The sequence below is a fragment of the Nitratireductor sp. XY-223 genome (assembly GCF_004959855.1).
Classification (GTDB): Bacteria; Pseudomonadota; Alphaproteobacteria; order Rhizobiales; family Rhizobiaceae; genus Hoeflea_A.
On record NZ_SPNT01000024.1, the window covers coordinates 18,721 to 31,916 of the forward strand.

At 66.3% G+C, this 13,196-nt stretch carries 12 protein-coding genes and 1 CRISPR repeat array (1 of these 13 running past the window's edge); all 12 genes read left to right on the forward strand.

The annotated features are described in order from the left end of the window. Nucleotides 1-524: a CRISPR direct-repeat array (repeat unit 36 nt; unit sequence GTATCCGGGGCCTTCGGGCCCCGGCCTCATTGAAGC) (it extends 4,038 nt beyond the left edge of the window). Between the two features lie 280 nt (nucleotides 525-804). Next, nucleotides 805-2,853: a conjugal transfer protein TraG gene (locus tag E4M07_RS27680; RefSeq protein ID WP_136661656.1), complete on the forward strand. Its 2,049-nt coding sequence runs from the start codon at nucleotides 805-807 to the stop codon at nucleotides 2,851-2,853. Nucleotides 2,854-2,970: 117 nt separating this feature from the next. Further along, nucleotides 2,971-3,462, forward strand: a complete 492-nt coding sequence (locus E4M07_RS27685) for a ribbon-helix-helix protein, CopG family (RefSeq protein ID WP_136661657.1) — start codon at nucleotides 2,971-2,973, stop codon at nucleotides 3,460-3,462. Further along, nucleotides 3,459-4,439, forward strand: a complete 981-nt coding sequence (gene trbB / locus E4M07_RS27690) for a P-type conjugative transfer ATPase TrbB (RefSeq protein ID WP_136661658.1) — start codon at nucleotides 3,459-3,461, stop codon at nucleotides 4,437-4,439. Before E4M07_RS27685 ends, trbB begins: the two co-directional genes overlap by 4 nt. An 11-nt stretch (nucleotides 4,440-4,450) precedes the next feature. After that, nucleotides 4,451-4,762: a TrbC/VirB2 family protein gene (locus tag E4M07_RS27695; RefSeq protein WP_136661659.1), complete on the forward strand. Its 312-nt coding sequence runs from the start codon at nucleotides 4,451-4,453 to the stop codon at nucleotides 4,760-4,762. Nucleotides 4,763-4,868: 106 nt separating this feature from the next. Next, nucleotides 4,869-5,153: a VirB3 family type IV secretion system protein gene (locus tag E4M07_RS27700; RefSeq protein ID WP_136661660.1), complete on the forward strand. Its 285-nt coding sequence runs from the start codon at nucleotides 4,869-4,871 to the stop codon at nucleotides 5,151-5,153. Nucleotides 5,154-5,166: 13 nt separating this feature from the next. Beyond that, a complete protein-coding gene (gene trbE / locus E4M07_RS27705) occupies nucleotides 5,167-7,800 on the forward strand; it encodes a conjugal transfer protein TrbE (RefSeq protein WP_136661661.1) in 2,634 nt (877 codons plus the stop codon). Beyond that, nucleotides 7,797-8,516, forward strand: a complete 720-nt coding sequence (trbJ, locus tag E4M07_RS27710; RefSeq protein WP_169054442.1) for a P-type conjugative transfer protein TrbJ — start codon at nucleotides 7,797-7,799, stop codon at nucleotides 8,514-8,516. Before trbE ends, trbJ begins: the two co-directional genes overlap by 4 nt. A gap of 22 nt (nucleotides 8,517-8,538) precedes the next feature. Further along, complete coding sequence (gene trbL, locus E4M07_RS27715) at nucleotides 8,539-9,957, forward strand: P-type conjugative transfer protein TrbL (protein ID WP_136661662.1); 1,419 nt, start codon at nucleotides 8,539-8,541, stop codon at nucleotides 9,955-9,957. A 3-nt stretch (nucleotides 9,958-9,960) separates the two neighbouring features. Then, the gene (gene trbF, locus E4M07_RS27720) at nucleotides 9,961-10,692 is read left to right on the forward strand and encodes a conjugal transfer protein TrbF (RefSeq protein ID WP_136661663.1); all 732 of its coding nucleotides are present in this window, start codon (nucleotides 9,961-9,963) and stop codon (nucleotides 10,690-10,692) included. Further along, nucleotides 10,682-11,752 (forward strand): P-type conjugative transfer protein TrbG, encoded by a 1,071-nt coding sequence (gene trbG / locus E4M07_RS27725; RefSeq protein WP_136661664.1) that lies wholly within the window; start codon nucleotides 10,682-10,684, stop codon nucleotides 11,750-11,752. Before trbF ends, trbG begins: the two co-directional genes overlap by 11 nt. After that, nucleotides 11,742-12,971 carry a TrbI/VirB10 family protein gene (locus E4M07_RS27730; protein WP_136661665.1) on the forward strand — a complete coding sequence of 410 codons (1,230 nt, stop codon included), beginning with the start codon at nucleotides 11,742-11,744 and terminating at the stop codon, nucleotides 12,969-12,971. The genes trbG and E4M07_RS27730 overlap by 11 nt, the downstream gene beginning before the upstream one ends. An 11-nt stretch (nucleotides 12,972-12,982) precedes the next feature. Continuing rightward, nucleotides 12,983-13,196 (forward strand): DUF2274 domain-containing protein (locus E4M07_RS27735; protein WP_136661666.1); only part of this gene is annotated, 214 nt, incomplete at its 3' end.

The window sequence follows — 13,196 nt, forward strand, 5'->3', positions numbered from 1 at the left end:
CCGGCCTCATTGAAGCCGGCTGATTAACCAGTGGTACCCGATACACCGGAACCCGTATCCGGGGCCTTCGGGCCCCGGCCTCATTGAAGCGAAAACCGAGAATTCCTTGCCGGTCGTGCGAGTCTGTGTATCCGGGGCCTTCGGGCCCCGGCCTCATTGAAGCACGCGTCTGGCAATATCGATATGTCTTCGTCCGCGCGGTATCCGGGGCCTTCGGGCCCCGGCCTCATTGAAGCGCGGTGCACCAGGATGAGCGTAGTTGCGCCCGCCCTGTATCCGGGGCCTTCGGGCCCCGGCCTCATTGAAGCGCCGCGTGGGCGCGCAAGGCGGCGTGCGCCCGGCAGAGTATCCGGGGCCTTCGGGCCCCGGCCTCATTGAAGCTTTCATGGAGTTTCTCCTTTTTGTCTTCGGGTCGCCGTATCCGGGGCCTTCGGCCCCGGCCTCATTGAAGCGACAGAGCTGGCGAAGAACAAGATGCAGACTGACAGGTATCCGGGGCCTTCGGGCCCCGACCTCTTACGAGCCTGCAATGTGGCGTTCCCATTCCTCTGGCACCTCAAAACAAGAGTTCGCATTTTACTTCTTCAAGGTACACCAAGCCTGTTTCACGTAGCGAAGAAATTACCCCGCTTGCGAGGGGATTGAACCCCGGGGGCGGACCGGAACCTGCAAAGGTGAGACAGTGCTTGCGAATTGCGAACTTCACACTTGAGCGCATCCCATCGCACATAAAGGCCATAAGCGCTTGCGGTGTCTCGGGCGATGCTTGTTCCGTTTGTCCTGTCTCGGAACGGAGCTATTGCCATGACCCCCACCAAATTGCTTATCGGCCAGATTGTCATCGTCTTCGCCATCGTCATCCTCGGCGTATGGGCGGCAACGCAGTGGTGCGCGCATATGCTGGGCTATCAGGCGCAGTTGGGCGCGCCCTGGTTCATCCCTTTCGGCTGGCCGGTCTATGAACCGTGGAAGTTGTTCGTGTGGTGGTATTTCTACGAGGCCTATGCGCCGGAGGTGTTCGACAGGGCGGGCCTGCTGGCGGCGGGAAGCGGCTTCATGGGGTGCGCTGCGGCGGTCGCCGGCTCGCTGTGGCGGGCGCGGCAGAGCCGGTCGGTGACGACCTACGGTTCCTCGCGCTGGGCCCTGAAGGGGGAGATCGAAGGGGCCGGGCTGTTCCGCCCGGCAGGCGTGTTCCTCGGGCAATACGAGGACCGGTATCTGCGCCATGACGGGCCGGAGCATGTGATGGCCTTCGCACCGACGCGCTCGGGCAAGGGGGTGGGGCTGGTGGTGCCGACGCTTCTTTCCTGGACCGGCTCGGCGGTGATCCACGACATCAAGGGCGAGAACTGGCAACTGACTGCCGGCTGGCGCTCCAAATTCTCGCACTGTTTGATGTTCAACCCGACCGATCCGCGATCGGCGCGCTACAATCCGCTGCTGGAGGTGCGAAAGGGTCCGAACGAGGTGCGCGATGCGCAGAACATCGCCGACATCCTGGTTGATCCGGATGGGGCGCTGGAACGGCGCAACCACTGGGACAAGACCAGCCACGCGCTGCTGGTGGGCGCCATCCTGCATGTGCTCCATTGCGAGGAGGAAAAGACGCTGGCGCGGGTCGCCACCTTCCTGTCGGACCCGCGCCGGTCGTTCGAGGCGACGCTTCGGCGGATGCTGGAGACCAACCATCTGGGAACGGCGGACCATCCGCGCGTTCATCCGGTTGTGGCCTCGGCTGCGCGTGAGGTGTTGAACAAGTCGGAGAACGAGCGCTCGGGCGTGCTTTCGACCGCCATGTCGTTCCTGGGGCTCTATCGCGATCCGACCGTGGCGGCAGTGACGTCGGCCTGCGACTGGCGCATTGCCGATCTGATGGACGCGGACCATCCCGTGTCGCTCTACCTGGTCATTCCGCCGTCTGACATCTCGCGGACCAAGCCGCTGGTTCGATTGATCCTCAACCAGATCGGCCGGCGGCTGACCGAGGGGCTGGAGGGCGATCCGAAGAAAGGCCGCAAACATCAGATTCTCATGATGCTGGACGAGTTCCCGGCGCTGGGGCGGCTGGATTTCTTCGAAACGGCCTTGGCCTTCATGGCCGGCTACGGCATCCGCGCCTATCTGATCGCGCAGTCCCTCAACCAGATCTCCAGGGCTTACGGCGAGAACAATTCCATTCTCGACAACTGCCATGTGCGGATCGCCTTTTCGTCGAATGACGAGCGCACGGCCAAGCGCATCTCCGATGCGCTCGGCACGGCAACGGAATTGAGGGCGATGCGCAACTATGCCGGCCACCGGCTGGCGCCGTGGCTCAGCCATGTGATGGTATCGCGCCAGGAGACCGCGCGGCCGCTCTTGACGCCGGGCGAGGTGATGCAACTGCCGCCGGCGGACGAACTGGTGCTGGTCTCGGGTCTGGCGCCGGTGCGGGCGAAGAAGCTGCGCTACTACGATGACCGGAATTTCACCGAACGGGTGATGCCGGCGCCAGGTCTTTCCGAAAACGGCTACCGGGACAGACCGGCGCCGCGCCCCGACGACTGGGGCAACAAGGTGCACGGGACCGATGAGCGCCTGAGGCCGTGCGACGAGGATAGTGCCGGACACGGTTCCGACGCCGACGCCGGTTCCGCCGAGGGCGGGCTTCAGCAGCAGCGTCATCCGGGTCTGGCGCAAGAAGCGGCCGCGAAGCCCGCCGAGCCCGAACAGGCGGATCTTCCGGGCCTCGATGCGGACGAAGCGGATGCCGGCGCCGACAAACGCGCCATGGACCGGTCGTCGAAGCCGGAGCGGGTTTACGGCCTCAACGAGGCGATGGGACCGGACAGGGATTTCCTCGACGAGTTCTGATCCGGCGCCAGCATCCGCATGTGATCGCATCCGGTCGTACATAAGGGCCATAGGAGATTCCGGCGTCTGGCGCGATCCTTGTCCCGACATTTTCAGGGCCGCCGGGGAAGGATCCGCATGAAGCCGCGCCACAACATTTACATCGACGAAGAAACGAGCGCCGAACTGGAGGCGCTGGCGGCCGGGCCCGGCGCCTCCAAGTCGGCCATTATCGGCGATGCGGTCCGCCACTATATCCGCCACCGCGGAGCCCACGGGATCGACGAGGCGCTGCGCATCCGCCTCGACCGGCTGTCGCGCGACATGGGTCTTGTCCGCCGTGACATCGACGTGCTGACCGAGAGCCTCGCCTTCTTCGTGCGGCTCTATCTGACCTTCAACGCCCACACGCCGGTACCGGACAAGGCGACGCAGGCGGCGGCACGGGAACGCTACCGCAAGTTCGTCGAACAGGTCGGCCGCCGGATCGCCGGCGGCAGGCGCTCGCTGGAACCCGAAGACGGGGGTGAGGAGCGGTCCGTCGAACGACAGATCGAACCATCCGATGGACGTTTCAAAAGTGAAGAACAACACAACACCGCCCAGGACCATGAGGAGGACCGGTCATGAGCACCGCATCGCACGAACGCCGTCATGCCATGCTGAAGACGGCCATGGGACCGGCGATCGGCAAGGCGCTTGCAGACCCCGCCGTGATCGAGGTGATGGTCAATCCGGACGGCCGGCTGTGGATCGACCGGCTCGGCGAGGGGCGCGGCGATGCCGGCGTGCACATCCATCCTTCGGAGGCCGAGCGGATCGTCCGCCTGGTGGCGAGCCATGCCGGCGCCGAGGTGCATGCGGACAATCCGATCGTCAGCGCCGAACTGCCGGTGTCTGCAAACGGCACGGGAGGCGAGCGCTTCGAGGGCGTTCTGCCGCCGGTCTCGGCAGCGCCGTGCTTCGCCATCCGCAAGCCGGCGGCGAAGATCTTCACGCTTGCCGATTACGTCCGCGCCCGGGTCATGGTTCCGGTCCAGGCCGATGCCCTCAGGCAGGCGGTGCGCGAGCGCAGGAACATCCTGGTGGCGGGCGGCACCTCTTCAGGCAAGACGACGCTTGCCAATGCGCTGCTTGCCGAAATCGCCGGCTGCGACGAGCGGGTGATCCTGATCGAGGACACGCGCGAACTGCAATGCGCGGCGAAGGACTGCGTCGCCCTGCGCACCCGGCCCGGCATCGTCTCGCTCGCCGGTCTCGTCCGCTCGACGCTTCGTTTGCGTCCCGACCGCATCGTCGTCGGCGAGGTCAGGGGCGCCGAGGCCCTCGACATGCTGAAAGCCTGGAACACCGGTCATCCGGGCGGCATCGCCACGGTGCACGCCAACTCGGCCCGCTCGGCGCTCTATCGCATCGAACAGCTCGTGCAGGAGAGCGTTTCCGTCATTCCGCGCCGGCTGATCGCCGAGGCCATCGGCATGATTGTCTTCATCGCCGGGCGCGGCTCGGCGCGCCGCATCGAGACCATCGCCGAGGTCACCGGCCTCGACGCCAGCGGCGATTACACCGTCAAGCCGCTCTCTCTGACGCAACCGCACTCCCCCTGAAAGGACATTCCATGCCCAGGAAACTTCGATTTCTTCTCAACTCCGCCCTCATATTCCTGCTGACGGCCCCGGCTCATGCGACCGGTTCCGGCATGCCCTGGGAAGATCCGCTCCAGCGTATTCTGGAGTCGGTACAGGGGCCGGTGGCCAAGATCGTCGCGGTGATCATCATCATCGTGACCGGCCTGTCACTGGCTTTCGGCGAGACCTCGGGCGGTTTCCGGCGGCTGATCCAGATCGTCTTCGGTCTCTCCATCGCGTTTGCCGCCAGTTCCTTCTTCCTCTCCTTCTTCTCCTTCGGCGGCGGAGCGCTTCTTCGATGAGTGACGGCCGGTGCGGGACAAGAGCACGAAACGGTGAGAGCGAACAGCAATCGCTCCAGTGGAGCGGTTGCCGCCCAAACGGGGACCGTTTCGAAGGAGGAACGCCATGAGCCATGGCGAATGGCCGCAGGGCGGTCACATCGAGGGCTTCGAAATCCCCGTCCACCGGGCGCTGACAGAGCCGATCCTGCTTGGCGGCGCGCCGCGCACGGTCGCCATCCTGAACGGCACGCTGGCGGCAGGCATCGGCCTTGGCCTGCAGCAATGGATCGCCGGGCTCGTTCTGTTCGCCGCCGGACACACGCTCGCCGTCTTCGCCGCAAAGCGCGATCCCGACTTCCTGCCCGTGCTTGCCCGTCACATGCGTCAGCGGGCGTGGTGGCGATGCTGAGGAGATCTTTTGCATGCTGAATCTGACAGAATACCGCAACCGGGCCGACCGGCTCGCCGATTTCCTGCCCTGGGCGGCGCTCATCGCGCCCGGCGTCGTCCTCAACAAGGACGGCAGCTTCCAGCGCAGCTTCCGCTTCCGCGGTCCGGACCTTGAAAGTGCGACGGAAGCCGAACTCGTCGGTCTTTGTGCGCGGGCGAACAATGCGCTCAAGCGTCTCGGCTCCGGTTGGGCGCTGTTCTTCGATGCAGAGCGTCTTGAGGCGCAGCATTATCCGCAATCGCAGTTCCCGGACGCCGCCTCCTGGCTGGTGGACGAGGAACGCCGCGCCGTCTTCGAGGGCGAAGCGGGCCGGTCATCGCTGCGGCAGAGCGACAGCCCGGCGAACCGGCATTTCGAGAGCCGCTACCATCTCACTCTCCTTTACATGCCGCCGCCGGACGCACAGGCGCGCGCCGGAAATGCGCTTCTTGAACGCGACCGGGAGGGGGAGGGGGAACGGCCTGCCGGCAACGGAACCGAAACGTCCCATGCAGGTTACGAAGGCGGCGTGCAACGCCATAACGCCCGCAAGACAGGCAAAGGGCCGGACGGCGGCCGGGACTGGGAGCGGGAGCTTGCCGCCTTCCGGGACGAGACAGAACGGGTGTCGGACCTGCTCGGCGGCTTCCTGCCCGAGATCCGTGCGCTGGACGATGCCGAGACGCTCACCTTCCTGCACGGGACGGTCTCGACAAGGCGTCACCCCGTCGCCGTGCCCGAAACGCCGATGTATCTGGACGGCGTGCTGGCCGACACGCCACTTGCCGGCGGCCTGGAGCCGATGCTGGGCGAGCGTCATTTGAGGACCCTGACGATCCTGGGTTTTCCGAACGCGACCCGGCCCGGCATTCTCGATGCGCTCAACCGCCAGGATTTTTCCTGCCGCTGGGTGACGCGCTTCATTCCGCTCGACAAGACGGCGGCCACGAAGGTTCTGACGCGCCTGCGCCGGCAATGGTTCGCCAAGCGCAAGTCGCTCGCCGCCGTGCTGCGCGAGGCGCTGACCAACGAAGCAGCGCCGCTTGTCGACAGCGACGCCGGCAACAAGGCGCTCGACGCCGATGCGGCGCTTCAGGCGCTGGGCGGCGATCATGTCGGCTTCGGCTATCTGACGACGACCGTCACGGTCTGGGACGAGGACCGGCAGCGGGTCGAGGAAAAGGCGCGCACCGTCGAGCGCATCGTGGGCGGGCTCGGCTTCACATCGATCCGCGAGAGCGTCAATGCCGTGGAGGCCTGGCTCGGCTCTCTGCCCGGCCAGACCTACGCCAATGTCCGCCAGCCGCTCATTCACACGCTGAACCTTGCCCATCTCATGCCGCTTTCGGCGGTCTGGGCCGGACCGTCGCGCAACGCCCATCTTTCGGATGTCACCGGGCGGGACTGCCCGCCGCTGCTTCATGCCGAGACCTCCGGCTCGACGCCGTTCCGGCTCTCCACCCATGTCGGCGATGTCGGCCACATGCTGATCGTCGGGCCGACCGGGGCGGGCAAGTCGGTGCTCCTGTCGCTGATCGCCATGCAGTTCCGGCGTTATGCCGGTAGCCAGGTCTATCTCTTCGACAAGGGCAACTCGGCGCGCGCCGCGGTGCTGGCCATGGGCGGGCAGCATCATGCGCTCGGCGCTGCCGCCGATGACATCGCCAATCCGCTCGCCTTCCAGCCGCTGCGGCATATCGATGATCCCGCCACGCGAAGCTGGGCGGCCGAGTGGATCGCGGCGCTGCTTGCCCATGAGAAGGTTGCGGTCACGCCGGAAACAAGGGAAGCGGTGTGGTCGGCGCTGAACAATCTCGCCACCGCGCCGGCGGCGGAACGCACGCTCACCGGGCTTTCGGTGCTGCTGCAATCGGGTCCGCTGAAGGCCGCACTCCAGCCCTATACGCTCGACGGCCCCTTCGGGCGGCTGCTCGACGCCGCCGATGACCGCCTGGCGCTCTCGGATATCCAGTGCTTCGAGACCGAAGAGCTGATGCATAACGAGGGCGCCGTCAGGCCGGTGCTGACTTACCTCTTCCACCGGCTGGAGGCGCGCTTCGCCAGTCTGTCGGAGACAGGGAAGAAAGGCCGGCCGACGCTGCTCGTTCTCGACGAGGCCTGGGTCTTTCTCGACAACCCGCTCTTTGCCGCGCGCATCCGTGAATGGCTGAAGGTGCTGCGCAAGAAGAACGTGTCGGTGATCTTCGCCACCCAGTCGCTGGCGGATGTGGCGGACAGCGCCATCGCGCCGGCCATCGTCGAAAGCTGCCCGCAGCGCATCTTTCTGCCCAACGACCGGGCCGTCGAGCCGCAGGCGCGGGGCGCTTACGAGCGTTTCGGCCTCAACGGGCGGCAGATCGAGCTGATCGCCCGGGCAACGCCCAAGCGGCACTATTACCTGCAGTCGCGGCGCGGCAACCGGCTGTTCGAACTGGGTCTCGGCCCGGTTGCGCTGGCGCTCTGCGGCGCGTCGGATCCCGCCGCGCAAACCCTCATCGACACGATCCTGGCCGAGCACGGCCGGGATGCCTTCGCCGCCGGGTTCCTGAAGGCGCGCGGCCTCGACTGGGCCGCCGATCTCGTCGGCCGGTTCTCACCTCAGGCACAGAAGGAACAAAACCCATGATGAAACGCTGGCTCATCGCCGCCTTTATGGCGGCCGGCCTTGCCTTGTCCCAGGCCCAGCCCGCCCAGGCCCTGTTCGGGATCGGAGATATCGTCTTCGATCCTTCCAACCATGCGCAGAACGTTCTGACCGCCGCACGGACGCTGGAACAGATCAACAACCAGATCCGGCAGCTCCAGAACCAGGCGACCATGCTGCAGAACATGGCGCGGAACCTCCAGCGCCTTGATTTCTCGTCGCTCGGACAACTCCACGGGGCGCTGAACCGCATCGACGGGCTGATGATCCAGGCCGAGGGTCTCGGTTTCGAACGCGACCGGTTCGAGGGCCAGTGGCGGCAGCAATATCCGGACAACTACGATGCGACGATCGGCCTCGATGACATGGCCACCGCCGCACGGGAACGCTGGCAGAGCGCCATGGACGCTTTCCGCCTTACCATGCGGGTGCAGTCGCAGATCGTCGAAAACGTGCGCGCCGACGAGGCGCTGCTCGCCGAGTTCGTGGGCCATAGCCAGGGCGCCGTCGGCGCGCTGCAGGCGAGCCAGGCGGCGAACCAGCTCATCGCGCTCTCCACAAAGCAGCAGATGCAGATCCAGACGATGATGGCCGCGCATTATCGCGCCGAAGCCGAGGACGCAGCCCGCAAGGCGCAGGCCGAGGAAGCCGCCCGCGAGACGACGCGCCGGTTCCTCGGCTCCGGCAAAGCCTACTGAACGATCGGGAAAGACAGCGCACATGCATAACCTGGGCATCATCGACACCTTCATGGAGACCTTCAGCCGCTATATCGACAGCGGCTTCGGGCTTCTGTCCGGTGATGTCGCCTTCCTGACCTCGATCCTGATCGGCATCGACATCACCCTGGCGGGCCTCTTCTGGGCGCTCAATACCATGGGAGGCGGCGAAGACAACATCATCGGGCGTCTCATCCGAAAGGTGCTTTATGTCGGCGTCTTCGCCTTCATCCTGAACAACTTCCAGCAGCTGGCGCAGATCGTCTACGGCTCGTTCTCGGGGCTCGGACTTCAGGCCGCGCCCGGTTCCCTTGCCGCGGCCGATCTCCTGAAGCCCGGCAGGATCGCCGCCACCGGCTACGAGGCCGCGTATCCGCTGCTCGAACAGGTGAGCAATCTCGTCGGCTTCCCGGAGATCTTCGGCAACGCGCTTACCGTCTTCGTCCTGCTCGTCGCCTGGTTCCTGGTCCTCATCGCCTTCTTCATTCTGGCGATCCAGCTCTTCATCACCGTGCTGGAGTTCAAGCTGACGACACTCGCCGGTTTCGTGCTGGCGCCCTTCGCGCTGTGGAACAGGACATCGTTCCTTGCCGAGCGCGTGCTCGGCAACGTGGTTGCGTCCGGCATCAAGGTGATGGTGCTCGCGGTCATCGTCGGCATCGGCTCGACGCTGTTTTCCACCTTTACCACCGGCCTCGAAGGGCAGGAGCCGGACCTTGCCGCCGCCATGTCGCAGGTGCTGGGCGCTCTGGCGCTTGTGGGGCTCGGTATCTTCGGCCCCGGCATCGCTTCCGGTCTCGTCTCCGGCGCGCCGCAGCTTGGCGCGGGGGCGGCGCTCGGCACGGCGGGCGCTGCCGCCGGCGCCACGATCCTTGCCGGCGGCGCGGCGCTTGCCGGTGCGCGCATGGCGGCGGGCGGCGGACTTGCCGCCGTCCGCGCCGGAACAGCGATGGGCTCGGCCGCTTCCGCCTCCTACCAACTGGGCCAGGCCACCTCCGGAGCCTCCGGCATGAGCGGTGTTGCCGCCGGCATGGGCGGCGCCGTTCGCGCAGCCGGTGGAGCAACCACGCAGGGCGTGCGTTCCGTCGCCGGCCGTGCGGCTTCCTCGCTCGAGGAAAGTGCCGATACCGGACGCCGTGGCGCGTGGACCGCAACCGGCGGCACACCGACGGCGGTCATGGCCGATGCCGCCGCTTCACCGGCTGACGGCGCATCCGCCGGTTCCACCGCTGCCAGCGCCACGCCCGAAAGCCCTGCACCCGCCAATACGACACCCGCCGGTTCCACACCTGAATGGGCCAGGCGCATCCGGTCCGAGCAGACCGCCCGCGCCGGCCGCCATGCCGTCACGCAAGCCGTCAGGGACGGCGAGCGGCCCGGTCATGGCGCCAATCCCACCCTCAACGACAAGGACGACTGAACCATGCCGTTCAAGCGAACGATCCAGCGATACGGGCAAACGCCCGAACCCGTCACCCCTTACCAGAAGGCCGCCCAGGTCTGGGACGAGCGCATCGGCTCGGCCCGCGTGCAGGCGAAGAACTGGCGGCTCATGGCCTTCGGCTGCCTGGCGCTTTCCATCGGCCTTTCAAGTGGCCTCGTGTGGCAATCCCTGCAAAGCCGCGTCACGCCCTATGTGGTCGAGGTCGACAGGTTCGGCGAGGCTCGCACCGTGGCGCCCGCGGTTCAGAACTACCGGCCCACCGACGCACAGATCGCCTGGCATCTCGCCCGCTTCATCACCAACCTGCGCTCGGTCTCCACCGATCCGGTGCTGGTGCGGCAAAACTGGCTGGGGGCCTACGACTTCGCCACCGACCGCGTGGCGCTGTTTCTCAACGAATATGCCCGCACCAGCGATCCGTTCAGCACGATCGGCACACGCAGCGTCTCGGTGCAGGTGACCAGCGTGGTGCGCGCGTCCGACACCTCCTTCCAGGTCAAGTGGACCGAACAGGTCTATGAGCGCGGCAGTCTTGCCGGGACTTCCCGCTGGACCGCCATCCTGACGGTCGCCATCCAGCCCCCGCGCAGCGCCGATGCTCTGGCCAAGAACCCTCTCGGCCTCTTTGTCAGGGCGGTTCACTGGTCGCGCGAACTGAACACCGCCGCACCGTCCCCCGTTTCCAGCAAGGAGCCTGCCAATGAGAAATAATCCGCCACCTGTCCGGTCCGTCCTGATCGCATCCGCCCTGGCGCTGGCGCTGGCGCTCACCGCCTGCGCCACGAAACCCCTGCCGCCGGTCATTTCCTACGACACGGAAGAATTCAGGCCGGCCACGATCGAGAAGGCGCCGTTGAAATCGGTCGAGATCGTCGAAGTGCCGAAGGTGCTGCCGCTGCCGGGCCAGCTTCAGCCCGCGCCGGGCAGGCTACACCCCGGGCCGGGCAAGGCGGCCAAAGAAATGCGTCCGCCAAAGGACCGTGTCGAGGACGCCAACAGGGCGGCGACGCAAGAGCCGACGAAATTCGGCTATGTCAACGCCATCCAGGTCTATCCTTATGCGCAAGGCGCGCTCTACCGGCTCTATGCCGCTCCGGAGCGCATCAGCGACATCGCGCTGCAGCCCGGAGAGAAGCTCACCTCGGTTTCCGCCGGCGATACCGTGCGCTGGATCATCGGCGATACGGTCAGCGGTGCGGGCGGCAATGAGCGTGTCCATGTGCTGGTCAAGCCCTTCGCGCCGGGCCTTGCGACCAATCTCGTCATCACCACCGACCGGCGCGCCTACCGCCTGCAACTGGAAAGCACGGAAAAAACCGCCATGGCGGCAATCTCATGGACCTATCCGTCCGATCGGCTGACAACGCTGCGCCGCCGCAATGCCGCCGCCGAGGCCGCCTTGCCGGTCGCCTCGAACGTGTCGCTCGGCAACATCCGCTTCCGCTATGCCATTAACGGCGACAATCCGCCCTGGAAGCCGCTGCGCGCCTTCGACGACGGCCGCAAGGTCTATATCGAGTTCCCCCGCCGCATCGGCCAGGGCGAGGCGCCGCCGCTCTTCGTCGTCGGCGCCGGCGGCGGCGGCAGCGAACTCGTCAACTACCGCATGCGCGGCAACCACTACATCGTCGACCGGCTCTTCGCCGCCGCCGAACTCAGGCTCGGAACCGATCCGCAACAGGTGGTGCGCATTTCCCGCACCGACGGCAAGCCACAGCGGCCCACGCTGTTCCCGCGCAAGGGCCGGAAGGGAAAGAGCCATGACCGGTAAGACCTCTCCAGCCCCCGAACCCCAAAGGTCCACCAAACACGATCCCGGCACGCTGGAACTGCGCGCCGCCCCCCGCCGTGCCGTGCGCTTCAGGCGCGGCCTTGTCATCGCTGTGGCCGCGCTCGGCTCCGGCGCCATCCTCGCCGTCACCCTGATGGCGCTGCAAGGCCCGGCCCTGCGCACTCAGGGACAGGCCAGGGAGCTCTACAACACCGAACGCAAGCCGACGCCCGACGGCCTTGCCGCGCTGCCCGGCGATTACAGCGAGGTCAAGCCGCAAACGCCGCAGATCGGAGATCCTCTTCCCGGCGATCTCGGCCGGCCGATCCTCCAACACCGGCGCCGGCACGGGATCGTGTCCGGGAAGCCGGAGCCTTCCGCCGAAGAACAGCATCGCGCCCGGCAGGCCATCCAGGCGAAGGAATCCGGCGTCTTCTTCCGGATCGGAACCCGGCCCTCGACGCCCGGCTCGGCCAAACCATCGGAGTCGTCTGCCGCTTCATCGGGACAGGCCGTGGCGCAACAGCCGTCCGCGGGCGACCGCCTGGCGCTCGATCCGCAGCGCGACCGGAACAACCAGCAGCGCAAGCTCGACTTTATCGGTCAGCGCGACACCGGCGGTATTTACAATCCGCACACCCTTCAAACCCCGGCCTCGCCATACCAGGTCATGGCCGGCAGCGTGATCGCCGCAAGCCTGATCACCGGCATCAACTCCGACCTGCCGGGCCTCGCCGTCGCCCAGGTCACCGAAAATGTCTATGACACCGCGACCGGCCGCACGCTGCTCATCCCGCAGGGATCGCGCCTCATCGGCGCCTATGACAGCGTCGTCGCCTTCGGCCAGTCCCGCGCGCTGCTCGTGTGGCAACGCATCGTCCTGCCCGACGGCTCCTCCGTCGAGATCGACAATCTGCCGGCCACCGACGCCGCCGGCTATGCCGGGCTTGAGGACGAGGTCGACCATCACACCTGGCGGCTCATCAAGGGCATCGCCATGGCGACGCTCCTCGGCGTCGGCACGGAGCTCAGCCTCGGCGCCGACGAGAGCGACCTGGTCCGGGCCATCCGCGAATCCACCCAGCAGAACGTCAGCCGCGCCGGCCAGCGCATCACCGAAAGGAACCTCGATATCCAGCCCACCATCACCGTGCGTCCCGGCTGGCCGCTCAGGATCATCGTCCAGAGGGACATCGTGCTCAAACCCTACAACGGCTGAAAGGACAGACCATGACCAGCCTGAAACTCGCAAAGCTCCCCGACCGCACGCCCGCGAAGATCACCGTAACGGTCAGCGCCGGCCTCAACCGGGCGCTGCGGGACTATGCCGCTTATCAAGACATGAGACATGTCTCATGGGACGGTATTCGACCTAAGTTATTGAAATGTTTTCGGGCGGCGCTGCGGCGCCTGTGTGAGACACTTTTTGCGAGTTTGGCCGCCG